At 56.0% G+C, this 24924-nt stretch carries 23 protein-coding genes; 6 read left to right on the top strand and 17 right to left on the bottom strand.

Translation table 11 applies throughout. The annotated features are described in order from the left end of the window. Window position 1 precedes the first annotated feature (1 nt). From potG to ACN1CO_RS02265, 6 genes are all read right to left on the bottom strand, one after another. Window positions 2-1135, bottom strand: coding sequence for a putrescine ABC transporter ATP-binding subunit PotG (gene potG / locus ACN1CO_RS02290; RefSeq protein ID WP_003849280.1), 1134 nt, complete (start codon window positions 1133-1135; stop codon window positions 2-4). Between the two features lie 123 nt (window positions 1136-1258). Next, on the bottom strand, window positions 1259-2368 hold the full coding sequence (potF, locus tag ACN1CO_RS02285) for a spermidine/putrescine ABC transporter substrate-binding protein PotF (RefSeq protein WP_419137356.1): 1110 nt from the start codon (window positions 2366-2368) through the stop codon (window positions 1259-1261). A gap of 387 nt (window positions 2369-2755) precedes the next feature. Continuing rightward, entirely contained in the window at window positions 2756-3235 is a 480-nt protein-coding gene (locus ACN1CO_RS02280) for a YbjN domain-containing protein (protein WP_033779502.1), read from the bottom strand. 87 nt (window positions 3236-3322) lie between these two features. Then, window positions 3323-4225, bottom strand: a complete 903-nt coding sequence (gene rimK, locus ACN1CO_RS02275) for a 30S ribosomal protein S6--L-glutamate ligase (RefSeq protein WP_419137354.1) — start codon at window positions 4223-4225, stop codon at window positions 3323-3325. A gap of 20 nt (window positions 4226-4245) precedes the next feature. Beyond that, window positions 4246-4968 carry an oxygen-insensitive NADPH nitroreductase gene (gene nfsA, locus ACN1CO_RS02270; protein WP_419137352.1) on the bottom strand — a complete coding sequence of 241 codons (723 nt, stop codon included), beginning with the start codon at window positions 4966-4968 and terminating at the stop codon, window positions 4246-4248. A gap of 16 nt (window positions 4969-4984) precedes the next feature. Then, on the bottom strand, window positions 4985-5236 hold the full coding sequence (locus ACN1CO_RS02265; RefSeq protein ID WP_419137351.1) for a DUF1418 family protein: 252 nt from the start codon (window positions 5234-5236) through the stop codon (window positions 4985-4987). 255 nt (window positions 5237-5491) lie between these two features. Here ACN1CO_RS02265 and ACN1CO_RS02260 point away from each other — a divergent pair, with 255 nt between their 5' ends. Further along, the gene (locus ACN1CO_RS02260) at window positions 5492-5755 is read left to right on the top strand and encodes a GrxA family glutaredoxin (RefSeq protein ID WP_003849263.1); all 264 of its coding nucleotides are present in this window, start codon (window positions 5492-5494) and stop codon (window positions 5753-5755) included. An 87-nt stretch (window positions 5756-5842) separates the two neighbouring features. Here ACN1CO_RS02260 and ybjM read toward each other — a convergent pair whose 3' ends face one another. After that, window positions 5843-6208 carry an inner membrane protein YbjM gene (gene ybjM / locus ACN1CO_RS02255; protein WP_419137349.1) on the bottom strand — a complete coding sequence of 122 codons (366 nt, stop codon included), beginning with the start codon at window positions 6206-6208 and terminating at the stop codon, window positions 5843-5845. Window positions 6209-6466: 258 nt separating this feature from the next. Between ybjM and ACN1CO_RS02250 the strand changes: the two genes are divergently transcribed. After that, window positions 6467-8155 (top strand): aspartate:alanine antiporter, encoded by a 1689-nt coding sequence (locus ACN1CO_RS02250; protein ID WP_090962679.1) that lies wholly within the window; start codon window positions 6467-6469, stop codon window positions 8153-8155. 303 nt (window positions 8156-8458) lie between these two features. Then, window positions 8459-9064 carry an undecaprenyl-diphosphate phosphatase gene (gene ybjG / locus ACN1CO_RS02245; RefSeq protein ID WP_419137347.1) on the top strand — a complete coding sequence of 202 codons (606 nt, stop codon included), beginning with the start codon at window positions 8459-8461 and terminating at the stop codon, window positions 9062-9064. 239 nt (window positions 9065-9303) lie between these two features. On the opposite strand, the gene ACN1CO_RS02240 is transcribed toward ybjG, so the two are convergent. Next, window positions 9304-10506, bottom strand: coding sequence for a serine hydrolase (locus ACN1CO_RS02240; RefSeq protein ID WP_419137345.1), 1203 nt, complete (start codon window positions 10504-10506; stop codon window positions 9304-9306). Between the two features lie 272 nt (window positions 10507-10778). On the opposite strand from ACN1CO_RS02240, the gene ACN1CO_RS02235 reads away from it, so the two are divergent. After that, the gene (locus ACN1CO_RS02235) at window positions 10779-11435 is read left to right on the top strand and encodes an HAD family hydrolase (protein ID WP_419137343.1); all 657 of its coding nucleotides are present in this window, start codon (window positions 10779-10781) and stop codon (window positions 11433-11435) included. Window positions 11436-11460: 25 nt separating this feature from the next. On the opposite strand, the gene ACN1CO_RS02230 is transcribed toward ACN1CO_RS02235, so the two are convergent. From ACN1CO_RS02230 to ACN1CO_RS02195, 8 genes are all read right to left on the bottom strand, one after another. Next, the gene (locus tag ACN1CO_RS02230; protein ID WP_419137341.1) at window positions 11461-12597 is read right to left on the bottom strand and encodes a PQQ-dependent sugar dehydrogenase; all 1137 of its coding nucleotides are present in this window, start codon (window positions 12595-12597) and stop codon (window positions 11461-11463) included. Between the two features lie 118 nt (window positions 12598-12715). Then, window positions 12716-13351, bottom strand: a complete 636-nt coding sequence (locus ACN1CO_RS02225) for a carbonic anhydrase (RefSeq protein ID WP_090962688.1) — start codon at window positions 13349-13351, stop codon at window positions 12716-12718. 386 nt (window positions 13352-13737) lie between these two features. Beyond that, window positions 13738-14187: a DUF4385 domain-containing protein gene (locus tag ACN1CO_RS02220; protein ID WP_419137339.1), complete on the bottom strand. Its 450-nt coding sequence runs from the start codon at window positions 14185-14187 to the stop codon at window positions 13738-13740. Next, entirely contained in the window at window positions 14184-15089 is a 906-nt protein-coding gene (gene gsiD / locus ACN1CO_RS02215) for a glutathione ABC transporter permease GsiD (protein WP_419137337.1), read from the bottom strand. Before gsiD ends, ACN1CO_RS02220 begins: the two co-directional genes overlap by 4 nt. After that, window positions 15086-16015 carry a glutathione ABC transporter permease GsiC gene (gene gsiC, locus ACN1CO_RS02210; RefSeq protein ID WP_283545855.1) on the bottom strand — a complete coding sequence of 310 codons (930 nt, stop codon included), beginning with the start codon at window positions 16013-16015 and terminating at the stop codon, window positions 15086-15088. Before gsiC ends, gsiD begins: the two co-directional genes overlap by 4 nt. 46 nt (window positions 16016-16061) lie before the next feature. Beyond that, window positions 16062-17597 (bottom strand): glutathione ABC transporter substrate-binding protein GsiB, encoded by a 1536-nt coding sequence (gene gsiB, locus ACN1CO_RS02205; protein ID WP_419137335.1) that lies wholly within the window; start codon window positions 17595-17597, stop codon window positions 16062-16064. 54 nt (window positions 17598-17651) lie between these two features. Continuing rightward, entirely contained in the window at window positions 17652-19508 is a 1857-nt protein-coding gene (locus tag ACN1CO_RS02200) for a dipeptide ABC transporter ATP-binding protein (RefSeq protein ID WP_419137333.1), read from the bottom strand. 9 nt (window positions 19509-19517) lie between these two features. Then, on the bottom strand, window positions 19518-20477 hold the full coding sequence (locus ACN1CO_RS02195) for an isoaspartyl peptidase/L-asparaginase family protein (RefSeq protein WP_419137331.1): 960 nt from the start codon (window positions 20475-20477) through the stop codon (window positions 19518-19520). Between the two features lie 256 nt (window positions 20478-20733). On the opposite strand from ACN1CO_RS02195, the gene moeA reads away from it, so the two are divergent. Then, window positions 20734-21969, top strand: coding sequence for a molybdopterin molybdotransferase MoeA (gene moeA, locus ACN1CO_RS02190; RefSeq protein WP_419137329.1), 1236 nt, complete (start codon window positions 20734-20736; stop codon window positions 21967-21969). Continuing rightward, window positions 21970-22728, top strand: a complete 759-nt coding sequence (gene moeB, locus ACN1CO_RS02185) for a molybdopterin-synthase adenylyltransferase MoeB (protein WP_419137327.1) — start codon at window positions 21970-21972, stop codon at window positions 22726-22728. A 500-nt stretch (window positions 22729-23228) separates the two neighbouring features. On the opposite strand, the gene ACN1CO_RS02180 is transcribed toward moeB, so the two are convergent. Then, window positions 23229-24821, bottom strand: coding sequence for an ABC-F family ATPase (locus ACN1CO_RS02180; RefSeq protein WP_033782451.1), 1593 nt, complete (start codon window positions 24819-24821; stop codon window positions 23229-23231). Between the last annotated feature and the right edge of the window lie 103 nt (window positions 24822-24924).

Genomic DNA, 24924 nt, shown 5'->3' with positions numbered 1-24924 from the left:
CTTAAACCGTCAACACCACGCAGCTGTCGCTTTCCCAGCAGAGGCGGACTTCATCGCCCCAGGTCGGCAACCCTTTGCGGTAGCGATGCGCGTTTTGCAACTGTGCGCTGATCATCTGTCCGCTATGCAGACGGACATGGAAGATAGAAAGGTCGCCGAGATAGGCGATATGAACCACTTCACCCACCGCAAAGTTATAGCCATCGGCAGGCACTTCATCGCACAGCATCACTTTTTCCGGGCGCAGCGCGACATGCACCGGCACGTTATCCACCACCGAGACATCGGAGTCGACTTTCAGCGGATGCATCAGGCCGGGACTGTCAATCACCAGACCATCTGCCTGACGTTCACGCAGTAAGCCTTCGAAGACGTTAACCGACCCGATAAACTCCGCGCTATAGCGGCTGGTAGGATGCTCGTAAATCTCCTCCGGCTCGCCAATCTGCACGAACTTGCCGCGATTCATAATCGCGATACGGCCCGCCATGGTCATCGCCTCTTCCTGGTCGTGCGTCACCATCACGCAGGTGGCACCCACGCGCTCCAGAATATCGACCACTTCCAGCTGCATCCTGTCGCGCAACTTCTTATCCAGTGCGCCCATCGGCTCATCGAGCAGCAGCAGTTTCGGTCGTTTCGCCAGGCTGCGGGCCAGCGCCACGCGCTGACGCTGACCACCGGAGAGCTGATGCGGTTTGCGTTTAGCAAACTCCTGCATATGCACTAGTGCCAGCATTTCAGCAACCCGGCTGTTGATCTCCCCTTTCGGCAGCCGATCCTGCTTCAGCCCAAAGGCGATATTCTGCTCCACCGTCATGTGCGGAAACAGCGCGTAGGACTGAAACATCATGTTAATCGGGCGCTGATAGGGAGCAACGTGCGACAGATCCTGACCATCCAGCACAATCTGGCCACTGGTTGGCGGCTCAAAACCGGCCAGCATGCGCAGCAGCGTGGATTTACCACAGCCCGAAGCGCCCAGCAGGGCAAAAATTTCACCTTTATAAATGGTCAGACTGACATCATCCACGGCATGCTGCCCGTCAAAGGATTTGGTCAGATTGCGAATTTCCAGCAGCGGCGTTAACGCCTTTGCGGTTTTATTTTGAGGACGGGGAATGGCATCGTTCACAAAGGGTTCTCTCCGGAGCCAGGCGGAACATTGCGGCAAAGTTTGCCGCTAAAAATGGCACAACAGAGGCCGGGGTTGCGCCTCTGTTGCTGATGCGTGACAGGTCAATCCGTTAAGGACGAACTACTTACCACTTTTTACTTTAGTCCATGCGCGCGTACGCACACGATCCAGTTTCGGATCCTGGACTTTCAGCACGAACAATTTCGACATCGCTTCAGGCGTCGGGAAGATACCTGGGTTGTTGCGGACGTCGGCATTGATCAGCGGCAGCGACGCTTTATTGCCGTTGGCGTAGTTCATTTTGTTGGAGACATCGGCGATCACTTTCGGATCCATGATGTAGTTCAGCCAGGCGTATGCGCCGTCGAGGTTTTTCGCATCCTTCGGAATTGCCATCATATCGAAGAAGGCCAGTGCGCCCTCTTTCGGCACGCTGTAGCCCAGATGCACGCCGTTTTTCGCTGCATCGGCACGGTTTTTCGCCTGCAGAATATCGCCCGACCAGCCGATGGCGACGCAGATGTTGCCGTTAGCCAGATCGTTGATGTACTGCGACGAATGGAAGTAGCGGATATTCGGACGCAGTTTCAGCAACAGGTCAGTGGCGGCGCCGGAATACTCTTTAGGGTCAGAGGTGTTCGGATCTTTGCCCAGATAGTTGAGGACCGTGGCGAAAATCTCTTCCGGGGCATCCAGGAAGGAGACGCCACAGCTTTTCAGCTTCTCCAGGTTTTCCGGCTTCAGCACCAGATCCCAGCTGTTGACCGGCGCATCGGCACCCAGTGCGGCTTTGACCTTGTCGATGTTGTAGCCGATACCGGTGGTGCCCCACAGATACGGAATGGCATATTTGTTACCCGGATCGTGCTGCGCCACTTTTTCCATCAGCGCTGGATCGAGGTTTTTGTAGTTTGGCAGTTTGCTCTTATCCAGCGGCTGGAATACCCCGGACTGCAGCTGACGTGCCAGGAAGCTGGAGGATGGCACGACGACATCATAGCCGGTGCTGCCCGCCATCAGTTTGCCTTCCAGCACTTCGTTGGAGTCAAACACATCGTAGACCACTTTAATGCCGGACTGCTTTTCAAAGTTCGGCACGGTATCTGGCGAAATATAATCGGACCAGTTGTAGACGTGCAGCGTTTTATCTTCCGCCATGCTGCTGGCCGACGCGGCCATCAGCCCAGCCGCTACCACAGCTGACAGCCATTTCTGACGTGAGTTGAACATATTTTTCCATCCTCCTGAGCGGGTCATTACAACGCTGCAAACCAGAGATCCCTGCATTGCGTTCCGGACAAAACGTCAGTGACACAATGAATCATTATTCAGCGGGAGTTTAATAGCAAAATCCTATAGCTGAGGCGCAGTTACGCGCCTGTTACAGCCCCGCAAGCATAGCCCCCCCGGTCTGACTGCACCAGACCCCAGCGTAAAAAACGCCTGAAACCGATATTTTATGCATGTTTGAGCTATGAGGTTCGGCTTTGATGGCATAAACCACGACAAATATCTGGCGTTAAAGGGCAAAGTGCAGAATAAAAAATTATCGCGGGGGCGGATGGCGGGCATAAAAAAGCCGTCTCAGGGACGGCTTAGTGGGCGACCATGTCGGGCTTAGTGCAGCACAGAATGAACGCTGGTCACCGGAACGTGCTCTTCTTCTTCGCCCACAATCAGCAGATTGTTGGCAAAGGCTTCCAGGATCACCATGGAGATCTGCTCTTCACTCTGTTTCATAAAGTGTGAGAACTGACCAAAGGTTAATCCGGCAGTGGTGATGATTGACTGACAGACAATGAGCTTCGGCAGATTATCATCCTGAATGTCGATAAATGCTTTTACCGTCAGTGAACTGGCATTGATTTGCGACAAATCGCCGACCAGCGGAATCAGCGCCGTTGGCTTCACTTCAGCCAGCGCCGAAAACAGAATGACGTTGTCGACCAGATCGATTTTGGCGTCAAAAACCCCATCGAAGTTTTGCATGTGCGGCAGATGAAGTGCCTGACAGGCATCGCATTCGAACCAGGTGATATTTTGCTGATCCAGCCAGCGACGCAGCAGGTCGATATCCGGAACGACAAGAGAATCCATCGTAAAATCCCAGTGGGGTGATAAACAGGCGACTTAGCTTACGGAAAAATGGGCGGCGATGCCATGAAAACTGCTGAAAAGCGCGTGTCAGCCAGCGGTTTTAGGACGGAGCCCGGGGATAGCCTGCTGCTCAATCCGCTGAATCATTAACGCGGCGATGTTAAGGTTACTGCTGGTTTCAATGCCTTCCAGACCCGGCGAGGCGTTCACTTCCATTACCAGCGGGCCGCGATGGGCGCGCAGAATATCAACACCAGCCACTTCCAGCCCCAGCGTGGCTGCCGCTTTCACGGCCATCTGCCGCTCCTGCGGTGTAATCTCTGCCGGATACGCTTTGCCGCCGCGATGCAGGTTAGAGCGGAAATCGCCCTCTTTCGCCACCCGCTCAATGGCTGCCACCACCTGATTACCAATCACCAGACAGCGGACATCCCGCCCCTGCGCTTCTTTAATAAACTCCTGTACCAGAATGTGGGCATTCAGGCCGCGAAAAGCATCAATAACGCTCTCCGCCGCCTGACGCGTCTCCGCCAGCACCACACCGATGCCCTGCGTGCCCTCTACCAGCTTAACCACCAGCGGTGCGCCGCCGACCATGGCGATCAGATCGTCAGTGTCATCGGGCGAAGAGGCAAAGCCGGTGACCGGCATATCGATGCCTTCCCGTGCCAGCAGCTGCAGCGAGCGCAATTTGTCCCGGGTGCGGGTAATGGCGGCGGACTCATTCAGGGGATAGCTGCCGCACATCTCAAACTGTCGCAGCACTGCCGTGCCATAGAAGGTAATGGCGTTGCCGATGCGCGGGATAACGGCATCAAAATGGCCCAGCGGCTCACCACAATAGTGAACCGCCGGTGAGGCGGGATTGATATTCATATAACAGGAGAGCGGATCGATGATTTGTACCTCGTGGCCGCGCGCGGCGGCCTCGTCACGCAACCGTCGGCTGGAGTAGAGCGTCTCATCACGTGACAGGATAGCTATCTTCATCGCTGCTCTCGCTTTCTGAATTAACGCGTGGCCCAGCCCTGCTGATGCAGATAGTCGAGCATAAACGGACGCGTCTCTTTAATGATCAGCCGCTGGATCAGCTCGCTCCAGGTTTCGCTACGCTGGTTGCTGTCGCGCTGCTGATAATAGAGTTCTGTGCGGCTATCGTATTCTGCCAGCACCGCCGGATCCAGTGGCTGATAGCGATTCTCATGCACCAGCATCGCATGCGGCATACGCGGTTTGACGTCCGGCTTTGATTCCGGATGCCCCAGGCAGAAACCAAACAGCGGCAGCACAAATTTCGGCAGGCCCAGCAGTTCGGTCACTTCCGTAATGCTGTTACGAATGCCGCCGATAAATACACCGCCCAGATCCAGCGATTCCGCCGCGACCATGGCATTCTGTCCCATCAGCGCGGTGTCGACGCAGCCCAGCAGCAACTGCTCGGCACGGCCCAGTTGCGCATCCGGGCAAATCTGCAGGTGACGGTTAAAGTCAGCGCAGAAAACCCAGAACTCAGGCGCATCCGCGACCCACGTCTGTCCGCCCGTCAGCGTCACCAGCTTGTCACGCAGCGCTTTGTCGGTGATACGGATAATAGAAGAACACTGTAAAAAGCTGGATGTGGACGCCGATTGCGCCGCATTAATAATCGCTTCACGCTGGGCTTCGCTGACCGGCTGGTCAGTAAAGGCGCGGATCGAACGGTGGCTGCACAGTAAATCAATGGTCGGTGTCATAAAGTCTCCAGCAATATTATCTTTTTTTATCAATCTGATTGAACAGCTGTGGCGCGATCGCTTTCGCGGTGCGCCACATTAATAGCCAGGCAGCAGGCAGCATCAGAACCACGCCAGCGATGAACAGCACCGTAGCCAGCGTTTTCACGTCAGCCAGGTCTGGCAGCGGAAGCCAGTGGTTGATCAGCAGCAACGCGCCTAAAATCATCAGGCCGCCAGCCGCCTCCAGCACCACCACAAACCGGGGTAATCTGGCCACACTCTGCATCACATCCTCCTGCCTTAGCGGCTAACTGAGCGTCAATTATGGTCAACAACCCAAAAATTGCGCGGAATACACGGACTACCGTCGTGAAAAAGCTCTTATTTCAGACGCTTCCTGAATGGGCGGCAATAGCGTGCGGGCATCAGACTAACAGGCAAATCCTGCTTTCCTTAAGCGATACGAGCGGGCATCATGATTGCCATTCTCTGTTTCATTGTGTGATATACATCACATAATAGTCGCTGCAAGGAGTTCTCAATGATTGCTGTTATTTTTGGTCGTCCGGGCTGTCCCTACTGTGTCCGTGCCCACGAACTGGCCGACAAACTGACCGCTGAGCGCGATGATTTTAGCTATCAGTATGTCGATATTAATGCAGAAGGCATTACTAAAGCTGACCTGGAAGCGAGCGCTGGCAAACCGGTCAGCACCGTGCCACAGATTTTCGTGGACGAAAAACATATCGGTGGCTACACCGAGTTTGCTGCATGGACTAAAGAGAATCTGGGATTTGTCGCGTAAGCGCCGATAGCCGGAATGAAAAAGGCGAGACAGGATTTCCTGTCTCGCCTTTTTGCTCTCTGCCTGAGGCAAATCAACCGGCACCGTTTAGTTGATTGACGCCATCACAATCTGCATCAACCGCACCAGCAACGCGCCGCAACCTGCCCAGAACAGCGCACTGAGGCTCCAGGCGACTAAGAAGAATCCGCTACTGTGAATAAACAGGCTGTTACTTAACAGCAGAGCTGCCAGTAACGTTCCCCAGAGTCCCATCAGTAACGTGCTTTTTAACGGGCTTTCCACCTGCATCAACGCCATCACAATACCGGGCAACATAAAGAGCAGTAATTCGGGCTGACCACGAAGCGGGCCGGGACCGACCTGCCAGAAATGACAGGTAAAAACAAACACCAGACTATATAGCACCACGCCGCACAGGCGGGTAGTCCAGAGATAAGAACGCTGCGGCATACCACCCCACTGATTAAAAGTAACCCCGACAATAACCTGCTGATATCCCTGATGCGTTCAGATGGAAATAAAAAGAAACAGTTCGCTGTGGCAACGAATGAAAACAGCCAATGGCTGTGAAAGATTTTTGTGATTAGAATAGCGCCGCGGTAAAGGTTCCATTTGCAGTGTTGATACAACAGAACCTCAACGGCTTGCTCACGATAGCGAAAAACAGGCCACTCTTCAATAGCTTACATGTAAACAAGAAGTTAAACAGTGAATATTAACGTCGCAGGATTGTTAAGCGGAAATGACATTTTGTTATTGTTTGTCGTTTTAGCGCTCGGCCTCTGTCTGGGTAAGTTGCGTCTTGGCTCAGTTCAGCTGGGAAATTCGATTGGCGTATTAGTCGTTTCGCTCTTATTAGGCCAGCAACACTTTACGATCAATACCGATGCATTGAGCCTGGGCTTTATGCTGTTTATTTTTTGTGTCGGCGTCGAAGCCGGTCCCAACTTTTTTTCCATTTTCTTCCGCGACGGCAAAAACTATTTCATGCTCGCCATCGTCATGGTGGTCAGCGCGCTGTTACTGGCGCTGGGGCTGGGCAAACTTTTTGGCTGGGATATTGGGCTTACCGCTGGCATGCTGGCCGGATCGATGACCTCCACGCCGGTGCTGGTTGGCGCGGGCGATACCCTGCGGCAAAGCATCACCGATCCAAAGCAGCTTGCACTGATGCAGGATCAGTTGAGTCTCGGCTATGCCGTGACCTATCTGATTGGCCTGGTGAGTCTGATTTTTGGCGCACGCTACCTGCCCCGTCTGCAACATCAGGATCTGCCCACCTGCGCCCAGCAGATCGCCCGGGAACGCGGTCTGGATGCCGACAGCCAGCGTAAAGTCTTCCTGCCGGTGATTCGTGCCTATCGCGTGGGTGCGGAACTGGTGGCGTGGAGTGGCGGCAAGAACCTGCGTGAGCTGGGCATCTATCGTCAGACCGGTTGCTACATTGAGCGCATCCGACGCAACGGTATTCTCGCCAGTCCCGATGGGGATGCGGTGCTACAGCTCGGTGATGATATCTCGCTGGTGGGCTATCCCGACGCACACGCCCGGCTTGATCCCAGCTTCCGCAACGGCAAAGAAGTCTTTGACCGCGACCTGCTGGATATGCGCATCGTCACCGAAGAGATTGTGGTGAAAAACCATAACGCAGTGAACAAACGTCTCAGTAAGTTAAACCTCACCGATCACGGCTGCTTCCTGAACCGCGTGATACGCAGTCAGATTGAGATGCCAATCGACGACAGCATCATGCTGAATAAAGGCGATGTGTTGCAGGTGAGCGGCGAGGCACGACGGGTGAAAAGCGTGGCGGATCGCATTGGTTTTATCGCGATTCACAGTCAGATGACCGATCTCTTAGCCTTCTGCGCCTTCTTCATCGTCGGGCTGATGATTGGTCTGATCACCTTTCAGTTCAGCAATTTCAGTTTTGGTATCGGTAACGCGGCGGGCCTGCTGTTCGCCGGTATCATGCTCGGCTTCCTGCGTGCCAACCACCCGACCTTTGGTTATATTCCGCAGGGCGCGCTCACCATGGTGAAAGAGTTCGGGCTGATGGTGTTTATGGCGGGTGTGGGATTGAGTGCCGGCAGCGGCATTAATCACGGCCTGAGCAGCGACGGCGCGCTGATGCTGCTGTGCGGTCTGCTGGTGAGCCTGATTCCGGTGATCATCTGCTATCTGTTTGGGGCTTATGTGTTGCGGATGAACCGCGCCCTGCTGTTTGGGGCCATCATGGGCGCGCGAACCTGCGCACCGGCTATGGAGATCATCAGTGATACCGCACGCAGTAACATTCCGGCGCTGGGCTATGCCGGGACCTATGCCATCGCCAACGTTTTGCTGACGCTGGCGGGGACGCTGATTGTGATTATCTGGCCGATATTGCCCTTATAAAATTTTTTTGCCTGCGTCCAGAACTTTATAGTTAAGCGATAGTCATAATAAGTGCCACTGCTTTTCTTTGAAATCCCCAAATTGTGGAGCCCGCTGGTCTTTTTCCCGGCGGGTTTTTTTATGCCTTTTTTTCATCTCTGCCCCGCTCCACGACGCCACAATCTGACGCGAAACGGTCATAAAACTTAAACAATTGTGCAACTCATTATCAGATTCAGAGCCTTTCCGTAGACGAATTGCCCTTTAAAAAGCAGGATAGATGACTGTTAAGTTAGCTATTTGTGCTGAGGAATTTATCCCGAAATGGAAGAGCTGAACCACTCACTGTTTACTGCCATCAATGCTACACCGGCTTCTCCCGTCTGGTTAATACATCTGGCGACCTTTATTGCTAAAGACCTGATTGCCATTGTGCCGCTGTTAATTGTGGCGATGTGGCTCTGGGGACCGCGCGATCAGGTTTCTTCGCAGCGGGCGCTGGTACTGAAAACCGGTATGGCGCTGATTTATGCGCTGGCGATCTCCTGGTGTGTCGGCCATCTGTTGCCTCATCCCCGCCCTTTCGCCATTGGTTACGGTTATCAGTTCCTGCATCACGCCGCCGATGACTCGTATCCAAGCGATCATGGCACCACGATTTTCACCTTTGCGCTGGCCTTTATCTTCTGGCATCGCCTCTGGTCGGGTGTGGTGCTGATGGTAGCGGGTTGCGCTATCGCCTGGTCGCGGGTTTACCTGGGCGTTCACTGGCCAATGGATATGCTGGGCGGGTTCCTGGTGGGTCTGCTCAGTTGTCTGGCGTCGCATCTGGCGTGGCAGTTCTATGGCGAGCGGATGCTGGCGGTGATCAACCCGCTCTATCGGGCGCTGTTTGCTTTACCGATTCGTAAGGGCTGGACACAGAATTAATAAAGGGACTGCTCATAAGCCTGAGTCAGGATCTCACAGCGATCGATAAGCTTAACCCGAAGGGAACACGGGCAGAGGAGGAAAGCGTCCCGCGCCATGGATGGCGCGGGCAGAGCATGTCAGGGATGACGGCTTTTGCGTCTTTCCGATCTGACCGTGTTCCCTGAGCAGGCTCTGTCTTACAGCTTACGGAACACACTAATCAACTGTCTCAGGGACGCATCAGCGTCCCTGCTCACTTATGACAGCCACTTCCCGAACCAGCCGTTGAACTTCATCATCACAAAATCAATCATCCGGCTGAAGAAGCCGCCTTCCGGCACATCCTGCAGCACCACCAGCGGACGCTGCTCGATCGTTTTGCCATCCAGCTGGAAGTCGATGGTGCCGACCACCTGATTCTTCTTCAGCGGCGCTTCAAGCTGCGGCGCATTGAGTTTAAAGCTCGCCTTCAGATTCTTCATCTGCCCTTTCGGGATGGTCAGCGCGGCATCTTTCGCCACGCCCAGATTCACCTGACTCTTGTCACCAAACCAGACGCGCTGCTGCGCAAACGGTGCATCCGCTTTAATTGGCGTCACCGTTTCATAGAAACGGAACCCCCACGTCAGCAGCTTTTCACTTTCGCGGAAACGAATCGCATCGCTGGCGGTGCCGAGTACCACCGAGATCAGACGCATATCGCCTTCCGTCGCGGAAGCCACCAGGTTATTGCCCGCACCGGAGGTGTGTCCGGTTTTGATACCATCCACCTTGAGGTTGGTGCTCCACAACAGACGGTTGCGGTTGATCTGACGGATATTGTTAAAGGTGAACTCTTTCTCTTTATTCAGCGCGTACTCTTCCGGCACATCGCGGATCAGCGCCTGAGCAATCAGCGCCATATCCCGCGCCGTGCTGTACTGCCCTTCTGCATCCAGACCATGCACAGTCATAAAGTGGGTGTTCTGCAGTCCCAGCGCCTTCACATAGTTGTTCATCAGACCGATAAACGAATCCTGACTGCCCGCCACATAATCCGCCAGCGCAATACAGGCGTCATTGCCGGACTGGATCACGATTCCTTTATTCAGCTCATGTACCGGAATGCGATCGCCCGGTTTGAGGAACATCAGCGAAGAGCCGCGCAGCTTAGGATTCCCGGTTGCCCAGGCATCCTGTCCCACGGTGACCAGATCATCCGGTTTGATCTTGCCCGCTTTGATCGCCTGACCAACCACATAGCTGGTCATCATCTTGGTCAGACTGGCGGGATCGAGACGCTGATCGGCACTGGATTCGGTTAACACTTTACCGCTGGCGTAGTCGATCAGGATCCACGCTTTAGCATCAATGCCGGGCGCGGCAGGAGCCTGCTCAGCAAAAACGCTGATGGGAGCAAGAATCAGTAATGAGGTGGCAGCAAAGTGCCGCAGGCGAGATGAGAAGCGAGTGTTTGTCATGGGCTTGGCCGGATTGTCCTTGTTAAATCGAAATTCCAGGGGCAGAAAATTCTCACTCAAACGCTAACCGTTGCCGGCAGCGAAAAAAACCGCCGAATCGTAAAGTTTTTTAGAGTTTAGTAGAGTAACCCTGGCATAAGCGCCGCGCGCGCGCCGGTTTTCCGGGATTCTGTCGCTATAAAAACTGAGTTAAATTCCGATTTTTCGCAGAAGAGTTAAGCCCGTCACAAATATCAGTTAACCTGAAAGCCAGTCAGCCGAGGAGACCGACCATGGACTTAGCCCTTTTTGATCTTGATGAAACACTCATTTGTGAAGACAGCACCAGCCTGTGGCTGCGCTGGCTGGTATCACAGGGATTCGCCCCCAGCGAACTGATTGATCAGGAACAGGCATTAATGAATCAGTACTATGCCGGTACGCTGTCGATTGAAGAGTATATGAACAAAACGCTCTCCCCACTGGCGGGTATGGCGACGCTGACCGTTGAAGGCTGGGTGCGCCGCTTCATTCAGCGCGATATCCTGCCCCGCGTCTATCCGGCCGCGCGCGAGCGGATTGAGTGGCACCGGGCGCGCGGCGACAGAGTGATGATTATCTCTGCCAGCGGCGAGCATCTGGTCGTGCCGATTGCCGAGAAGCTGGGAGCCTGTGGCGCGCTGGCGATTGGCGTTGAAATCGTGGATGAGCGCTATAGCGGTAACACCTACGGCACCATGACCTACAAAGAGGGCAAAGTGACCCGACTGGGCGACTGGAAAGCGCTGCAGCAGGAGGAGACGTTTGACCGCACGTGGGCCTACAGTGACTCGATGAACGACCTGCCCCTGCTGGAACAGGCCGATCATGCCCATGTCATCAACCCGGATGAGCAACTGCATCACGAAGCGTTAAACCGCGGATGGCAGGTTTATCACTGGGCACGCTGATTCAGAGCCTCGGTCAATCAGTCTCTTAGCCGCGGGACGCGTCAGCGTCCTGCGCTAATCCCACCTTCAGCAGCTTGCCATTGGCCTCATCGGTCAGCACATAGAGATAACCATCCGGCCCCTGACGCACATCACGAATCCGCGCGCCCTGATCGCCCAACAGACGCTGCTCTTCCACCACTTTCTCGCCGTTGAGACTCAGACGAATCAGGTTTTTCTCTTTCAGTGCGCCGATAAACAGCGAGTTTTTCCATTGCGGAAAACGGGCGCTGTTATAAAACGCCATGCCGCTGATGGCCGGAGAAACCTTCCAGTGATAAAGCGGCTGTTCGGTACCCGCAACATGGGTGCCCTTCGATTCCGGCACTTTTTCGCCGCTGTAGTCAATACCGTACGTTGCCAGCGGCCAGCCGTAGTTCTTGCCCCGCGCCATGATATTCACTTCATCGCCGCCGCGCGGGCCATGCTCGTTTTCCCATATCATGCCGGTCCAGGGATTAAGCGCCAGCCCCTGCGGATTACGCAGTCCATAGGCCCAGATCTCTGGCCGGGCACCGGGCTTTTTAACAAACGGGTTATCGTCCGGCACGCTGCCATCGGCGTTGAGCCGCAGCAGTTTGCCCTGCAGCTTATCGAGGTCCTGCGCCGCGCTGCTGACAAAGTTGTCGCCGAATGCAATCCAGAGATAACCCTGGGTATCAAACGCCAGCCGGGTGCCGATATTGTTGCCGCTGGAGAGCATCGGCGTCTGCCGAATCACCTCGCGGAAATCGCTGAGCTGCCGGTTATCCTGGCTCAGCGTGCCAGTGCCCACCACTGCGCCCGCTTTGCCACTGCTGTTCGCCTCGGTGTAGCTGAGCCAGATGCGACGACTGGTCGCGAAATCGGGTGCCAGCACGACGTCCAGCAAGCCGCTCTGCCGTTCAGCCCACACTTTCGGCACACCGTTGATTGGCTGCGACAGGCCGCCCTGCGGGCTCCAGCTGCGCAGCTGTCCGCTGCGTTCCGTAATCAGCAACGTTTTGTTGTCGGGCAGGAAAGCAATGGACCATGGATGTTGTAACTTATCCTGTAAAACCTCGACCTTGACGTCGGCGGCAAACAACGGCGAGGCGCAAAATAGCGCGCTGCTAAGCAGCAGGGCTGTCGATAAACGGGACATAGGGTTCTCCTGACGGGATAACGTGACCTTAAGCGTAGTCATCCGTCGCGGTGTGAACCTGAGGCTTTACAAAAGATTAAACAGGAAACCCGCTGCAGGACGCAGCGGGTAAAAGACATTACTCGAAGCAGGTATCAGGATTTTCCGACAGGGTAATGAACTGCTTACCACCCTGCGTCAGCGCCATGATGGTGCCGGTTTCGATATCGTAAACCCAGCCGTGCAGACGCAGCTTGCCGTTACGCAGGGCAACGGAGACTGACGGATGCGTCTTCATGTTGTTGAGCTGAGCGATGACGTTCTCTTTAACCATCTCGTTCAGTTTCTTCTCTGGTGAGTCATATTCACGCTGCTCAACCACCGCTTTTGCCGCATCGGCATAGCGCAGCCAGTGCTCAACCGCAGGCATGGTATCCATGCAGGCGCAGGAGGCGATGGCATTCATGGCACCACAATTAGAGTGACCACAGATGATGATGTCGGAGACACCCAGCGCCACCACCGCATATTCGATAGTGGCTGAGACACCGCCTGGCTCCGGGCCGAATGAGGGAACAATGTTGCCCGCATTGCGGATAACGAACAGCTCTCCTGGCTCCTGCTGCGTCACCAGCTCAGGCACCAGACGGCTGTCTGAGCAGGAGATGAACAGCGCTTTCGGATTTTGATTTGACGCCAGGCTTTTGAAAAGATCCTTCCTTTCAGGAAACACATTCTGCTGGAAATTCAGAAATCCGTTGATGATCTCTTTCATTATTTAGCTCTCACATTATCCATTTCATTACCTGAGGGGCATAGCCCCCTCAGTGGGGTTAGCGGGTTTATTATTAATGAAAACAAGTGAATATCAACCCGCGTTTTTGCGTCAGCCGTGAAGCGCTTTCAATTTCAGCGTTTCGCTTCTCTGTCGGGCAGCGGCACCGGAGTGGATTTCTTTTTATAGCACGGGAAGTTACCGGAAACGGCAGGGTCTAATCGACCCGCTTTTTTTGCCTGTGCCGCGGACCGGCTTTTACGCGTTTTTTCACTACTTTACGTCGGGGAGGAGTCAGAGGAAATCTTTCGCCGAATCGGGAGCCGACCCGCAAGAGGTTTCGGGCAGCCCATGCACCAGGCTGCCACCAGGGAAAGAGTCAGCACTCAGCCATACTGCTGCTGATGTGCCTTTTTGCGTCGAATATAGTCCTCGTCTTCACGCAGTTTGTCCCAGTAACCCTTGAAAATGGCCGCCGCAGCGGCCTTTTCCTCGTTGACGCCGCGCGGCAGCTCTTTGCCGTCCGCGTCATACTTGCGCCCGCCTTTGTGGTTGCTGTAACGGCGCGCACGGGTATATCCCATCTGGATAAATTTGCGCGCCATATCCATGCCGACAAAGTCATCCTGACGCCGGTAATCCTCAAACAGCGCCATGATTTTCTCAGCGGACTCTTCGGCAATGGGAACGGTGCGAAAACGCCAGTGAGGCAAAATTTCGCTCTTGTACGGCTCGACCATCAGCACACCCTGCTCGCCTCGCCCGACCTGATAACGTTCGGGATGCTGGCGGAAGTTGATAGTGCTGAAGTCCTGATCATAATCGAAAGGTTTCATCTCTTTAGTTTAGGATCAAGCGCGTCGCGTAGCCCGTCACCGAGCAAATTAAATGCCAGAACCGTGAGGAAGATGGCCAGACTGGGGAAAATGGCCACGTGAGGCGCAATCACCATATCGGCCCGCGCTTCATTCAGCATCGCGCCCCACTCCGGCGTGGGCGGCTGTGCGCCCAGCCCCAGAAACGACAGGCTGGCGGCGGTGATGATGGAGGTGCCAACGCGCATCGTAAAATAGACTACAATCGGCGAGACCGTGCCGGGCAGGATATGCCGCATCAGGATCGTCCAGTCAGATGCACCGATGCTGCGTGCCGACTCAATATAGGTCTGATGCTTCAGCACCAGCGTATTGCCACGTACCAGGCGGGCAAAGGCCGGAATACTGAATATAGCGACCGCCACAATCACGTTGCTCATGCCGCTGCCCATAATCGCCACCACCGCAATCGCCAGCAGAATGCCGGGGAAGGCAAACAGTACGTCACAGATGCGCATGGTGATGCGGTCCCACCAGCCTTCGTAATAACCGGCTAACAGACCAAAGAATGTGCCAATCAGAGCGCCAATCACCACCGAGAAGAAACCGGCAATCAGGGAAATCCGCGTGCCGACCAGCACCCGGCTGAAGATATCGCGGCCCAGCGAATCGACGCCAAAGAAGTGCAACAGTGACGGTCCTTCATTGAGTCGGTCATAATCGAAGTAGTTCTCTGCGTCGAACGGCGCAATCCACGGAGCGATAACCGCCAGCACAATCAGCAGCAGTACAAACGCCCCGGCCAGCATCGCCACCGGCTGATGCCGGAAACGCCGCCAGAACTCTCGCCACGGCGTGCGCACCCGATTCTCCGTCATCAGCGGCATCGTTTTCAGTGCCGCCTCACGTCGCCAGTTTTTCATCGCGACTCCTTAAAGCGAATGGCGGGATTAATCACCGCATAGAGCATGTCGACAAACAGATTGATCAGAATAAACTCCAGTGAAAACAGCAGCACTTCGGCCTGAATAACCGGATAGTCGCGCATCGCCACCGAATCGACCAGCAGACGACCCAGTCCCGGCCAGTTAAACACGACCTCGACGACGATCGATCCTCCCAGCAGAAAACCAAACTGCAGCCCCATCATCGTGACCACCGGAATCATCGCGTTGCGCAGGCCATGTTTCACCACCACCAGCGACTCGCGTACCCCTTTGGCCCGGGCGGTGCGCATGTAATCTTCCTGCATCACCTCCACGAACGAGGCGCGGGTAAAGCGTGCCATGACTGCCGCCACCGCCGCACCTAAGGTGATCGAAGGCAGAATGTAATGTTTCCAGCTGTCGGCACCGACAGTTGGCAGCCAGCCCAGCTCCACCGAGAAGACCTGCATCAGAAGCATGCCCAGCGCAAAGGCGGGAAACGAAATGCCCGACACTGCCAGAGTCATGCCCAGCCTGTCGGGCCAGCGGTTACGCCAGACAGCCGAAACGATACCGATGGTCATGCCAAAAATCACCGCCCAGATCATGCTGGCCAGCGTCAGCCACAGGGTCGGCATAAAGCGCGAGGCGATCTCATCCGCAACCGGGCGTTTAGAAACCATCGACTGGCCGAAATCGCCCTGCAGCGCATTCAGCATGAAGTGCCAGAACTGCTGAGGCAGCGGCTGATCCAGTCCCAGCTCCTGACGCACCAGTGCCACCACGGAGGCATCGGCTTCCGGCCCGGCGATCAGGCGTGCGGGATCTCCCGGCAGCAGGTGAACAAACAGGAACACCAGCACCGCCACAATCAGCAGCGTCGGGATTAGCCCAAAGAGTCGTTTGAGAAAATAGTTAAACATGCAACATCCTGCAGCTGCGGCCAGCCACATGGGCTGGCCGGCTCCGTTACTTCAGAGTGGCCTCATCAAAATTGAATGAGGTATCGGGCATCACATAAAAACCGCTGAGGTTTTTGCTGTTGGCAGAAACCAGTTGCTCAACCACCAGCGGAATCCACGGATGGTCCTGCCAGATGGTGTCCTGCGCATCTTTATAGAGACGCGCTTTCTCTGCACGGTCAGTGGTTTTCAGCGCATCGGCCAGATCTTTATCCACCTTAGGATTGCTGTAGAACGCCGTATTGAAGATCGCCGGTGGCCAGGCTGCGGTCGCGAACAGTGGCGTCAGCGCCCAGTCTGCTTCGCCGGTTGAGGCAGACCAGCCGGTGTAGAACATCCGCACACCGCTCTCTTTCTGACCTTTGCCTTCCACTTCAGCGGCACGCTGGCCCGCATCCATTGCCGTGACTTTCACCTTCACGCCAACCTGCGCCAGCTGCTGCTGGGTGAACTGCAGCACTTTCTGCGCGGTGCTGTGGTTATGTGACGACCAGAGCGTGGTCTCAAATCCGTTCGGGTAGCCCGCTTCTTTTAGCAGTGCCCGAGCTTTGGCGGGATCGTAACTGATGGCCGGATAGGTCTGCGCAAAGTCTACGGCAGGCGGCACGATGCCGGTAGCCGGTGTGGCGTAACCGGAGAAAGCCACCTTCGCCAGCGCCTGACGGTTGATGGCATATTCCAGCGCTTCACGTACCTTCGGGTTGTCGAACGGCTTCTGCGTGACGTTGAGGCTGATGTAACGCTGCATAATCGAAGGCGAGGTCACCACATCCAGCTTGCTGTTCTTCTCCAGCAGCTTCACCTGCTCATACGGCACCGGGAACGCAAAGTTCGCTTCGCCGGTCTGCAGCATCGCCGCACGGGTGTTGTTGTCCACCACCGGACGCCAGGTGATGCTGTCCAGTTTCGGATAACCCGGCTTCCAGTAGCCGTCCCACTTCTTCACCTTCACAAAATCGGTCTGGTTCCAGGTTTCAAACACAAACGGTCCGGTTCCCACCGGATGGAAACCGATCTCTTTGCCATATTTTTTCAACGCGGTGGGCGAAATCATCGCCGCCGCCGGATGGGCCAGGTTGTTGATAAAGGCCGAGAACGGCTCTTTCAGCGTCACTTTTACCGTGGTCGGATCCACTACTTCGGTGCTGGCGATGCGCTTAAACAGGTTGTAGCGCTTGAGATGGTTATCCGGGTTGCTGGCGCGATCGAGGTTGACCTTGACCGCTTCCGCATTGAAGTCCGTGCCATCCTGGAATTTAACGCCGGGACGCAGTTTGATGGTGTAGGTCAGTCCGTCGGCGCTGGCCTGATAGCTCTCTGCCAGCACGTTAGTCAGTTTCATATCCTTATCGAAGCCAAACAGGCCCTGATAGAAGGATTTTGCGACCGCCTGCGACAATGTGTCGTTGGCGTCATACGGATCGAGCGTGGTGAAGTTGGACGCGACGGCAATCACCGCATCCTGTGCTGCCCAGGCGGGCAATGTCATTGCGCTGCTTAACACGCCAGCCGCCAGTAACCCTTTACGCATCGTCATCTGCATCTTGTTCTCCTGTAATCCCTGTCGGGTTGGTCGCCGTGGCGACATCTTCACTGTTCAGGTCGCGCTGATAACGTGGCGGGCGACGAAATGGCCCGGAGCCACCTCCATCAGCGGCGCCACTTCAGGTTCATCCCCTAACGCATGGATCGGGCTGGGGATCTCATCGACCAGTAAGGCGCGTTCGCGACGCCGGTGAGCCGGATCGGCCACCGGCACCGCGGCCATGAGTTTTCGGGTGTAGGGATGCTGAGGTTGCTCGAACACCGCCTGACGCGGCCCCATCTCGACAATCTGACCGAGATACATCACCGCCACGCGGTGGCTGATACGCTCCACCACCGCCATATCGTGGGAAATAAACAGGAAGGCGATGCCAAACTCGCGCTGCAGGTCGAGCATCAGATTAATAATCTGCGCCTGAATCGACACATCCAGCGCCGAGACGGACTCATCGGCGATCACCACTTTGGGGTTCAGCGCCAGCGCGCGGGCAATACAGATACGCTGACGCTGCCCGCCGGAAAACTCATGCGGATAACGCTGAGCATGTTCCGGCAGCAGTCCCACTTTATCCAGCAACCAGGCGACGCGCTGCTCCGCCTCACGACGCGGCATCGCTTTATGGACCAGCAGCGGCTCCATAATTGAGAAGCCGACCGTCAGCCGGGGATCAAGCGAGGCGTAGGGGTCCTGGAAGATAAACTGAATATCGCGTCGCAGATGGGCCAGCGCGGCACCCGAAAGGTGGTCTATCCGCTGGCCGTCAAATGTCAGCGTGCCGCCCTGACTGGCCACCAGCTTCAGCAGCGATCGCCCGGTGGTCGATTTACCACAGCCGGACTCCCCCACCAGCGCCAGCGTCTCACCGGCATAGAGATCAAAACTGACTTTTTCCACGGCGTGAACACGGCTTTTGACGCGGTTCAGCAGGCCGCCGCGAATATCAAAGCGGGTAACCAGATCGCGCACCTGCAAAATCGGAGGCTGAAGGCGGCGTACGGTATCCTGCGGCACATCATTAACGGCATCGCTGTGCAGCAAGGGGAATTTGGCGGGTAAGGGCTGGCCCTGCATCGAGCCGAGCTTTGGCACCGCCGCCAGCAGCGCCTGGGTATAGGGCTGCTGTGGTGCGCTGAACAGTTCGGCCACCGGGGCATTTTCCACCACTTCGCCGCGATACATCACCTGAACCCGGTCGGCCATTTCGGCGACCACGCCCATATCGTGCGTGATAAAAATCACCCCCATCTGCATCTCTTTTTGCAGCACGCGGATGAGCTGCAGAATCTGCGCCTGAATGGTGACGTCGAGCGCAGTGGTCGGCTCGTCAGCAATCAGTAATGCCGGTTTGCAGCAGAGCGCCATCGCGATCATCACGCGCTGACGCATCCCGCCCGACAACTGGTGCGGAAAGCGGGATAAGACATTTTGCGCATCGGGAATACGCACCAAATCCAGCATCCGGCGCGCCTCGGCCAGCGCACCGGCGTGGCTCAGCCCCTGATGCAAACGAATGGATTCGGCGATCTGCTCGCCTACGGAGAAGACCGGATTCAGCGAGGTCATCGGCTCCTGGAAGATCATCGCCATATCCGCGCCGCGCACCCGGCGCATCTGACCTTTTGAGGCGCGCATCAGATCCAGCACGTCACCGTTGCGACGACGCAGCTGCACCTCGCCGCTGACGATTCCGCCCGCCTGTTCAATCAGTCGCATCAGCGCCAGCGAGGTGACCGATTTCCCGGAACCTGACTCACCCACCAGCGCCAGGGTTTCGCCGCGAAACAGATCGAGCGACAAATGACGCACCGCGTCCGTGACGGTGTCTTCATGCTGAAAACGCACATTGAGGTCGCGCACCGCCAGTACCTGCTCAGGGGCCAGCGGCGGTAACGTTTGCCTGTCGCTCATTACTGCTCCTTAACTTTCGCGATAGATAGCGACTTCCGCCGCTTCGCCGACCCGCGCAACGCCCCGGTACATGCCTTCGCTGTTAAACGGCAGCGCCACGTTGCCTGCGCGATCGACCGCAATCAGCCCGCCGCTGCCGCCCAGTTCCAGTACGCTGTCATGAATGACGTTAACCGTAGCCTGCTGTAGCGAACGTCCGGCGTAGCGCATCTGCGCAGCCACATCGTAGGCCGCCAGCGTACGCATAAAGACTTCACCGGTGCCGGTACAGGAGACCGCTACGCTGTCGTTGCTGGCGTAGCAGCCCGCACCCGGCAGCGGCGAGTCACCGACCCGCCCGGCCTGTTTGTTGGTCATACCGCCCGTAGACGTCGCAGCAGCAAGGTTGCCCGCCAGATCCAGCGCGACCGCACCTACCGTGCCGAACTTACGGTCCGGGTCGAGCGGATCGTCGCTGTGCGCAGCGCCATCATGGTCCAGTACCGCCGTATCGCTGTTCAGCGCACGCTGCAGTTGATCCCAGCGTTCCGGCGTTGAGAAGTAATCAGGTGGAACCGTTTCCAGTCCGTTCGCCACTGCAAACTGCTCCGCGCCCACGCCAATAAAGAGCACATGCTCGCTTTTTTCCAGCACGGCACGTGCCGCCAGCACCGGATTGCGAACCTGCGTGACGCCCGCGACCGCGCCCACCTCCAGCGTGCGGCCATCCATAATGCAGGCATCGAGTTCATGGGTGCCCTGATGGGTGAACACGGCACCTTTACCGGCGTTGAACAGCGGACACTCTTCCAGCAGTCGCACCGCCTCGGTCACCGCATCGAGTGCGCTGCCACCCTGAGCCAGTATCTGCTGACCCTGAGTGACAATATCGTGTAGCGCCTGACGATAGCGTTGTTCCTTTTCGGCGCTCATTGCTGCGCGCGAAATCGCACCTGCGCCGCCGTGAATGGCGATCACTGCATTGACCATAACGCTCTACCCTGTGGTTGCTTCAGGACGAAAAACACTGATTTAAAATGGTTTTCACCCGATTCAGGTGATTTTTGACTATAGAAAGCCTGCTAAGTGTTGTAAAGCGGAAACTGTTCCTGTGGTTATAACCTTTTCTTACCACTCTATTTCCTTTTTGCCATAACAACCGGCGCGCCAGCCCGACACCGATGTGACTCAGCGGCCATTCCGACCCATAATAGGCAGCATCTGAGTTAACCAGGCTGGACTGTTCATGGAAAGTTTTACTGCAGGTTTGATCTCCCTTGAGGAGGCGCAACAAAAGATGCTGACGCAGCTGACGCCCGTCACCGACTCACTGAGCGTGTCGCTGGCCGAAGCGGTCGGCCGCATTACGGCAAAAGCTGTGACCTCGCCGATTGCGGTGCCGCCCTTTGATAACTCCGCAATGGATGGCTACGCCGTCAGGCTGGCGGATGTCAGCAGCGGACAGCCGTTGCCGGTGGCAGGTAAAGCCTTTGCGGGTGCGCCGTACAGCGGTGAGTGGCCGCAGGGCAGCGTGATTCGCATCATGACCGGTGCGCCAGTGCCCGCAGGCTGTGAAGCGGTGGTGATGCAGGAGCAGACCGAAACCCAGGGCGAGGCGATTGTGATCACCGCGCCGGTGCGTCAGGGACAAAATATCCGTCTGACCGGTGACGACATCCAGCCAGGCCACGTGGTGCTGGAAGCGGGAACCCGTCTGGGTGCTGCCGAACTGCCGCTGCTGGCTTCGCTGGGTATCGCGCAGGTCAGCGTGCTGCGAAAACTGCGGGTCGCTATCTTCTCCACCGGCGATGAACTCCAGCCGGTCGGCGAGCCGCTGGCTGAAGGCCAGATTTACGATACCAACCGTTTTGCCGTCTCACTTATGCTGCATAAGCTCGGCTGTGAGGTCATCGACCTTGGCATCATCAAAGACGATCCCGCAGCCCTTCGCGCTGCCTTTGAGGAAGCCGATCGGCAGGCCGACGTGGTGATCAGCACCGGCGGGGTCTCAGTCGGCGAAGCGGACTTCACCAAAAGCATGCTGGAAGAGCTGGGCGCGATCAGCTTCTGGAAGCTGGCGATCAAGCCCGGCAAGCCGTTTGCCTTTGGCCGCCTCAACAGCAGCTGGTTCTGCGGTCTGCCGGGCAATCCCGTTTCCGCCGCCGTGACCTTTTATCAGCTGGTGCAGCCGCTGCTTGCCACCCTCACAGGCCAGCAAAAATCCGCCTTGCCACCTCGTCAGAAAGTGCGCTGCGCCTCGCGACTGAAAAAGTCACCGGACCGCCTCGACTTCCAGCGCGGCATCCTGCGCCAGAATGCACAGGGTGATCTGGAGGTGGAGACCACCGGCATGCAGGGTTCGCACGTTTTCAGCTCTTTCGCCCAGGCTAACTGTTTCATTGTGCTGGAACGGGATCGCGGCAACGTTGAGCCGGGCGAATGGGTTGAGGTAGAACCGTTCAACGCGCTGCTGGAGGCGTAAATGCTGCCTGAATTAAGCGATGAGGAGATGCTGCGCTACAACCGACAGATTGTCCTGCGCGGCTTTGATTTCGACGGTCAGGAGCGGCTGAAAGCCAGTCATGCGCTGGTCGTCGGGCTGGGCGGACTTGGCTGTGCTGCCGCGCCCTATCTGGCTTCTGCTGGCGTCGGCAATCTGACGCTGCTCGACTTCGATACCGTGTCGCACTCCAACCTGCAACGGCAGCTCCTGCATCATGATGCGGATATTGGCCGCGCCAAAGTAGACTCCGCCGCGCAGAGCCTGGCCGCCATCAATCCGCACTGCCAGTTGCATCCGGTCAACGGACAACTGGATGATGCGGCGCTGCTGACGCTGATTACCCGGCAGCAGGTGGTGCTGGACTGCACCGACAACGTTGCGGTGCGTGAGCAGCTTAACCGGCTCTGTCGGCAGCAGCGGGTGCCACTGGTTTCCGGCGCTGCGATTCGGATGGAAGGTCAGATCAGCGTATTCAACTGGCAGCCCGGTACACCCTGCTATCGCTGCATCAGCCGCCTGTTTGGCGAACAGACCCTGAGTTGCGTGGAAGCGGGTGTTATGGCTCCCCTGGTTGGCGTGATTGGTGCGATGCAGGCAATGGAAGCCATTAAAGTGCTGACCGCATTCGGCACACCCGCCACCAGCCGGTTGCTGATGTACGATGCGATGAGCGCGGAGTTTCGCAGCATGAAAGTCGCGCAGGACGCGCATTGTGAAGTGTGTGGCGGTGGGGCTTAATCCTCAGCGGGTATCCTTTCGCAGATAGCTCAAAACTTAAAGCGAAGGGAGCATACGCCTGTAGCAAAGCATCGCGGGCCAGGGACAAAAACGCCGGGAGCGTTTTTGAACAACGCAAAGCGTTGGCCCGTTTACGGGCGCACCTCAGGGATGAGGTGCGTAATCGCCCGCGCTGAGCCTGCCATGGATGGCGTCTTTTGCGTCTTTACGAAAGGCGTATGCTTCCTGAAGCCCGCACAGTGGTGACGTTTTACCTGCTTCGGAAACACGGTCAGATCGGAAAGTCGCTTAAACCATCCTTGGGCGCTCTGCCCGCGCCATCCCTGGCGCGGGACGCTTTCCTCCTCTGACCGTGTTCCCTGCGCCTTAAACATTTGCGTTGCTGTCAGATAATCTCCGAGCCTGGCATGCTGCTCACCCCATCCCAGCTGATAAGCTGAAAGCATATAACCCACTAATCGGCAAAAAAAACGGGGTGGCCTGCGCCACCCCGTTTTTTATCAGACGATACCCTGACTGCGCAGGTAATCTTCGTAATTACCGGTGAAGTCCACCACCTTGTCTGCTTTCAACTCAATCACGCGGGTTGCCAGCGAGCTGACAAATTCACGGTCATGCGAAACAAATACCAGCGTGCCTTCATACATCTCCAGCGCCATATTGAGCGATTCAATCGACTCCATATCGAGGTGGTTAGTCGGCTCATCCATAATCAGAATGTTCGGTTTTTCCATCATCAGCTTACCGAACAGCATACGACCCTTCTCACCACCGGAAAGCACTTTGGCCGGCTTCTTAATATCATCCTGCGAAAACAGCAGACGACCAAGAATACCGCGAATGGTCTGCTCATCATCGCCAGGCTGTTTCCACTGACTCATCCAGTCAAATACTGTCAGGTCATTGGCAAAATCATCGGCGTGATCCTGAGCGTAATAACCAATACGCGCATTCTCTGACCATTTAACGGTGCCATTATCTGGCGTAAGCTGACCCACCAGCGATTTCAACAGTGTCGACTTACCAATACCGTTGGCACCGATTACCGCCAGCTTCTCACCCACTTCCAGCAGCAGATTTAAATTCTTAAACAGCGGACCGTTATCAAAGCCTTTCGTTAAACCTTCCACTTCCAGCGCATTACGGAACAACTTTTTGTCCTGCTCAAAGCGGATAAACGGGTTCTGACGACTGGAAGCTTTCACTTCATCCAGTTTAATTTTATCCATCTGCTTAGCGCGAGATGTCGCCTGACGAGATTTAGAGGCGTTGGCGCTAAAACGACTGACGAACGATTGTAAGTCAGCAATCTGCGCTTTCTTCTTCGCGTTATCCGATAACAGACGTTCACGTGCCTGCGTTGCAGCGGTCATATATTCGTCATAATTACCGGAATAAACCCGCAGCTCGCCATAATCCAAATCGGCCATATGGGTGCAGACCATATTAAGGAAGTGACGGTCATGCGAAATGATAATCATGGTGCTGTCACGCTCGTTCAGCACCTGCTCCAGCCAGCGAATAGTATCGATGTCCAGGTTGTTCGTTGGTTCGTCGAGTAACAAAATATCGGGATTTGAAAACAGCGCCTGCGCCAGCAACACACGCAATTTAAAGCCCGGCGCAATTTCGCTCATCGGGCCGTAATGCTGCTCAACCGGAATACCCACACCGAGTAATAACTCACCGGCACGGGACTCAGCGCTATAGCCGTCCATCTCACCGTAAAGCGCCTCAAGATCGCCGACTTTATACCCCTCTTCTTCGCTCATCTCTGGCAAAGAATAAATCCGGTCGCGCTCCTGCTTCACTTCCCATAATTCATGGTGACCCATGATTACGGTGTCCAGCACGCTGAATTGTTCAAAGGCGAACTGATCCTGACGCAACTTACCGATGCGCTCATTAGGATCGTAAGAGACGTTGCCGCCTGAAGGCACCAGATCGCCACCCAAAATCTTCATGAAGGTGGATTTTCCGCTGCCGTTCGCACCGATTAAACCGTAACGATTACCGCCGCCAAATTTAACGGAGATATTTTCGAACAGTGGCTTGCTGCCAAACTGCATGGTGATATTGCTGCTAACTAACACGGCATTGACCTTTGTGAAGAAATGGATGAAAAAACGGCGGCTATTATGCCAGATGTGACGCAGCGCACGCCAGCGTCAGGCGTGGATTCCTGGCGGGGTGATT

This window comes from Pantoea sp. R13S299 (assembly GCF_048515925.1).
Classification (GTDB): Bacteria; Pseudomonadota; Gammaproteobacteria; order Enterobacterales; family Enterobacteriaceae; genus Pantoea.
The sequence above is the reverse complement of the archived record's forward strand: the minus strand, read 5'-3'. Positions and strand labels throughout refer to the sequence as shown.

Bases quoted from the DNA above. Each gene is read 5' to 3' on its own strand.
- potF (WP_419137356.1), bottom strand. From the start codon at position 2,368: ATGTTCAACTCACGTCAGAAATGGCTGTCAGCTGTGGTAGCGGCTGGG.
- ACN1CO_RS02280 (WP_033779502.1), bottom strand. From the start codon at position 3,235: ATGGATTCTCTTGTCGTTCCGGATATCGACCTGCTGCGTCGCTGGCTG.
- rimK (WP_419137354.1), bottom strand. From the start codon at position 4,225: ATGAAGATAGCTATCCTGTCACGTGATGAGACGCTCTACTCCAGCCGA.
- nfsA (WP_419137352.1), bottom strand. From the start codon at position 4,968: ATGACACCGACCATTGATTTACTGTGCAGCCACCGTTCGATCCGCGCC.
- ACN1CO_RS02265 (WP_419137351.1), bottom strand. From the start codon at position 5,236: ATGCAGAGTGTGGCCAGATTACCCCGGTTTGTGGTGGTGCTGGAGGCG.
- ACN1CO_RS02260 (WP_003849263.1), top strand. From the start codon at position 5,492: ATGATTGCTGTTATTTTTGGTCGTCCGGGCTGTCCCTACTGTGTCCGT.
- ybjM (WP_419137349.1), bottom strand. From the start codon at position 6,208: ATGCCGCAGCGTTCTTATCTCTGGACTACCCGCCTGTGCGGCGTGGTG.
- ybjG (WP_419137347.1), top strand. From the start codon at position 8,459: ATGGAAGAGCTGAACCACTCACTGTTTACTGCCATCAATGCTACACCG.
- ACN1CO_RS02240 (WP_419137345.1), bottom strand. From the start codon at position 10,506: ATGACAAACACTCGCTTCTCATCTCGCCTGCGGCACTTTGCTGCCACC.
- ACN1CO_RS02235 (WP_419137343.1), top strand. From the start codon at position 10,779: ATGGACTTAGCCCTTTTTGATCTTGATGAAACACTCATTTGTGAAGAC.
- ACN1CO_RS02230 (WP_419137341.1), bottom strand. From the start codon at position 12,597: ATGTCCCGTTTATCGACAGCCCTGCTGCTTAGCAGCGCGCTATTTTGC.
- ACN1CO_RS02225 (WP_090962688.1), bottom strand. From the start codon at position 13,351: ATGAAAGAGATCATCAACGGATTTCTGAATTTCCAGCAGAATGTGTTT.
- ACN1CO_RS02220 (WP_419137339.1), bottom strand. From the start codon at position 14,187: ATGAAACCTTTCGATTATGATCAGGACTTCAGCACTATCAACTTCCGC.
- gsiD (WP_419137337.1), bottom strand. From the start codon at position 15,089: ATGAAAAACTGGCGACGTGAGGCGGCACTGAAAACGATGCCGCTGATG.
- gsiC (WP_283545855.1), bottom strand. From the start codon at position 16,015: ATGTTTAACTATTTTCTCAAACGACTCTTTGGGCTAATCCCGACGCTG.
- gsiB (WP_419137335.1), bottom strand. From the start codon at position 17,597: ATGCAGATGACGATGCGTAAAGGGTTACTGGCGGCTGGCGTGTTAAGC.
- ACN1CO_RS02200 (WP_419137333.1), bottom strand. From the start codon at position 19,508: ATGAGCGACAGGCAAACGTTACCGCCGCTGGCCCCTGAGCAGGTACTG.
- ACN1CO_RS02195 (WP_419137331.1), bottom strand. From the start codon at position 20,477: ATGGTCAATGCAGTGATCGCCATTCACGGCGGCGCAGGTGCGATTTCG.
- moeA (WP_419137329.1), top strand. From the start codon at position 20,734: ATGGAAAGTTTTACTGCAGGTTTGATCTCCCTTGAGGAGGCGCAACAA.
- moeB (WP_419137327.1), top strand. From the start codon at position 21,970: ATGCTGCCTGAATTAAGCGATGAGGAGATGCTGCGCTACAACCGACAG.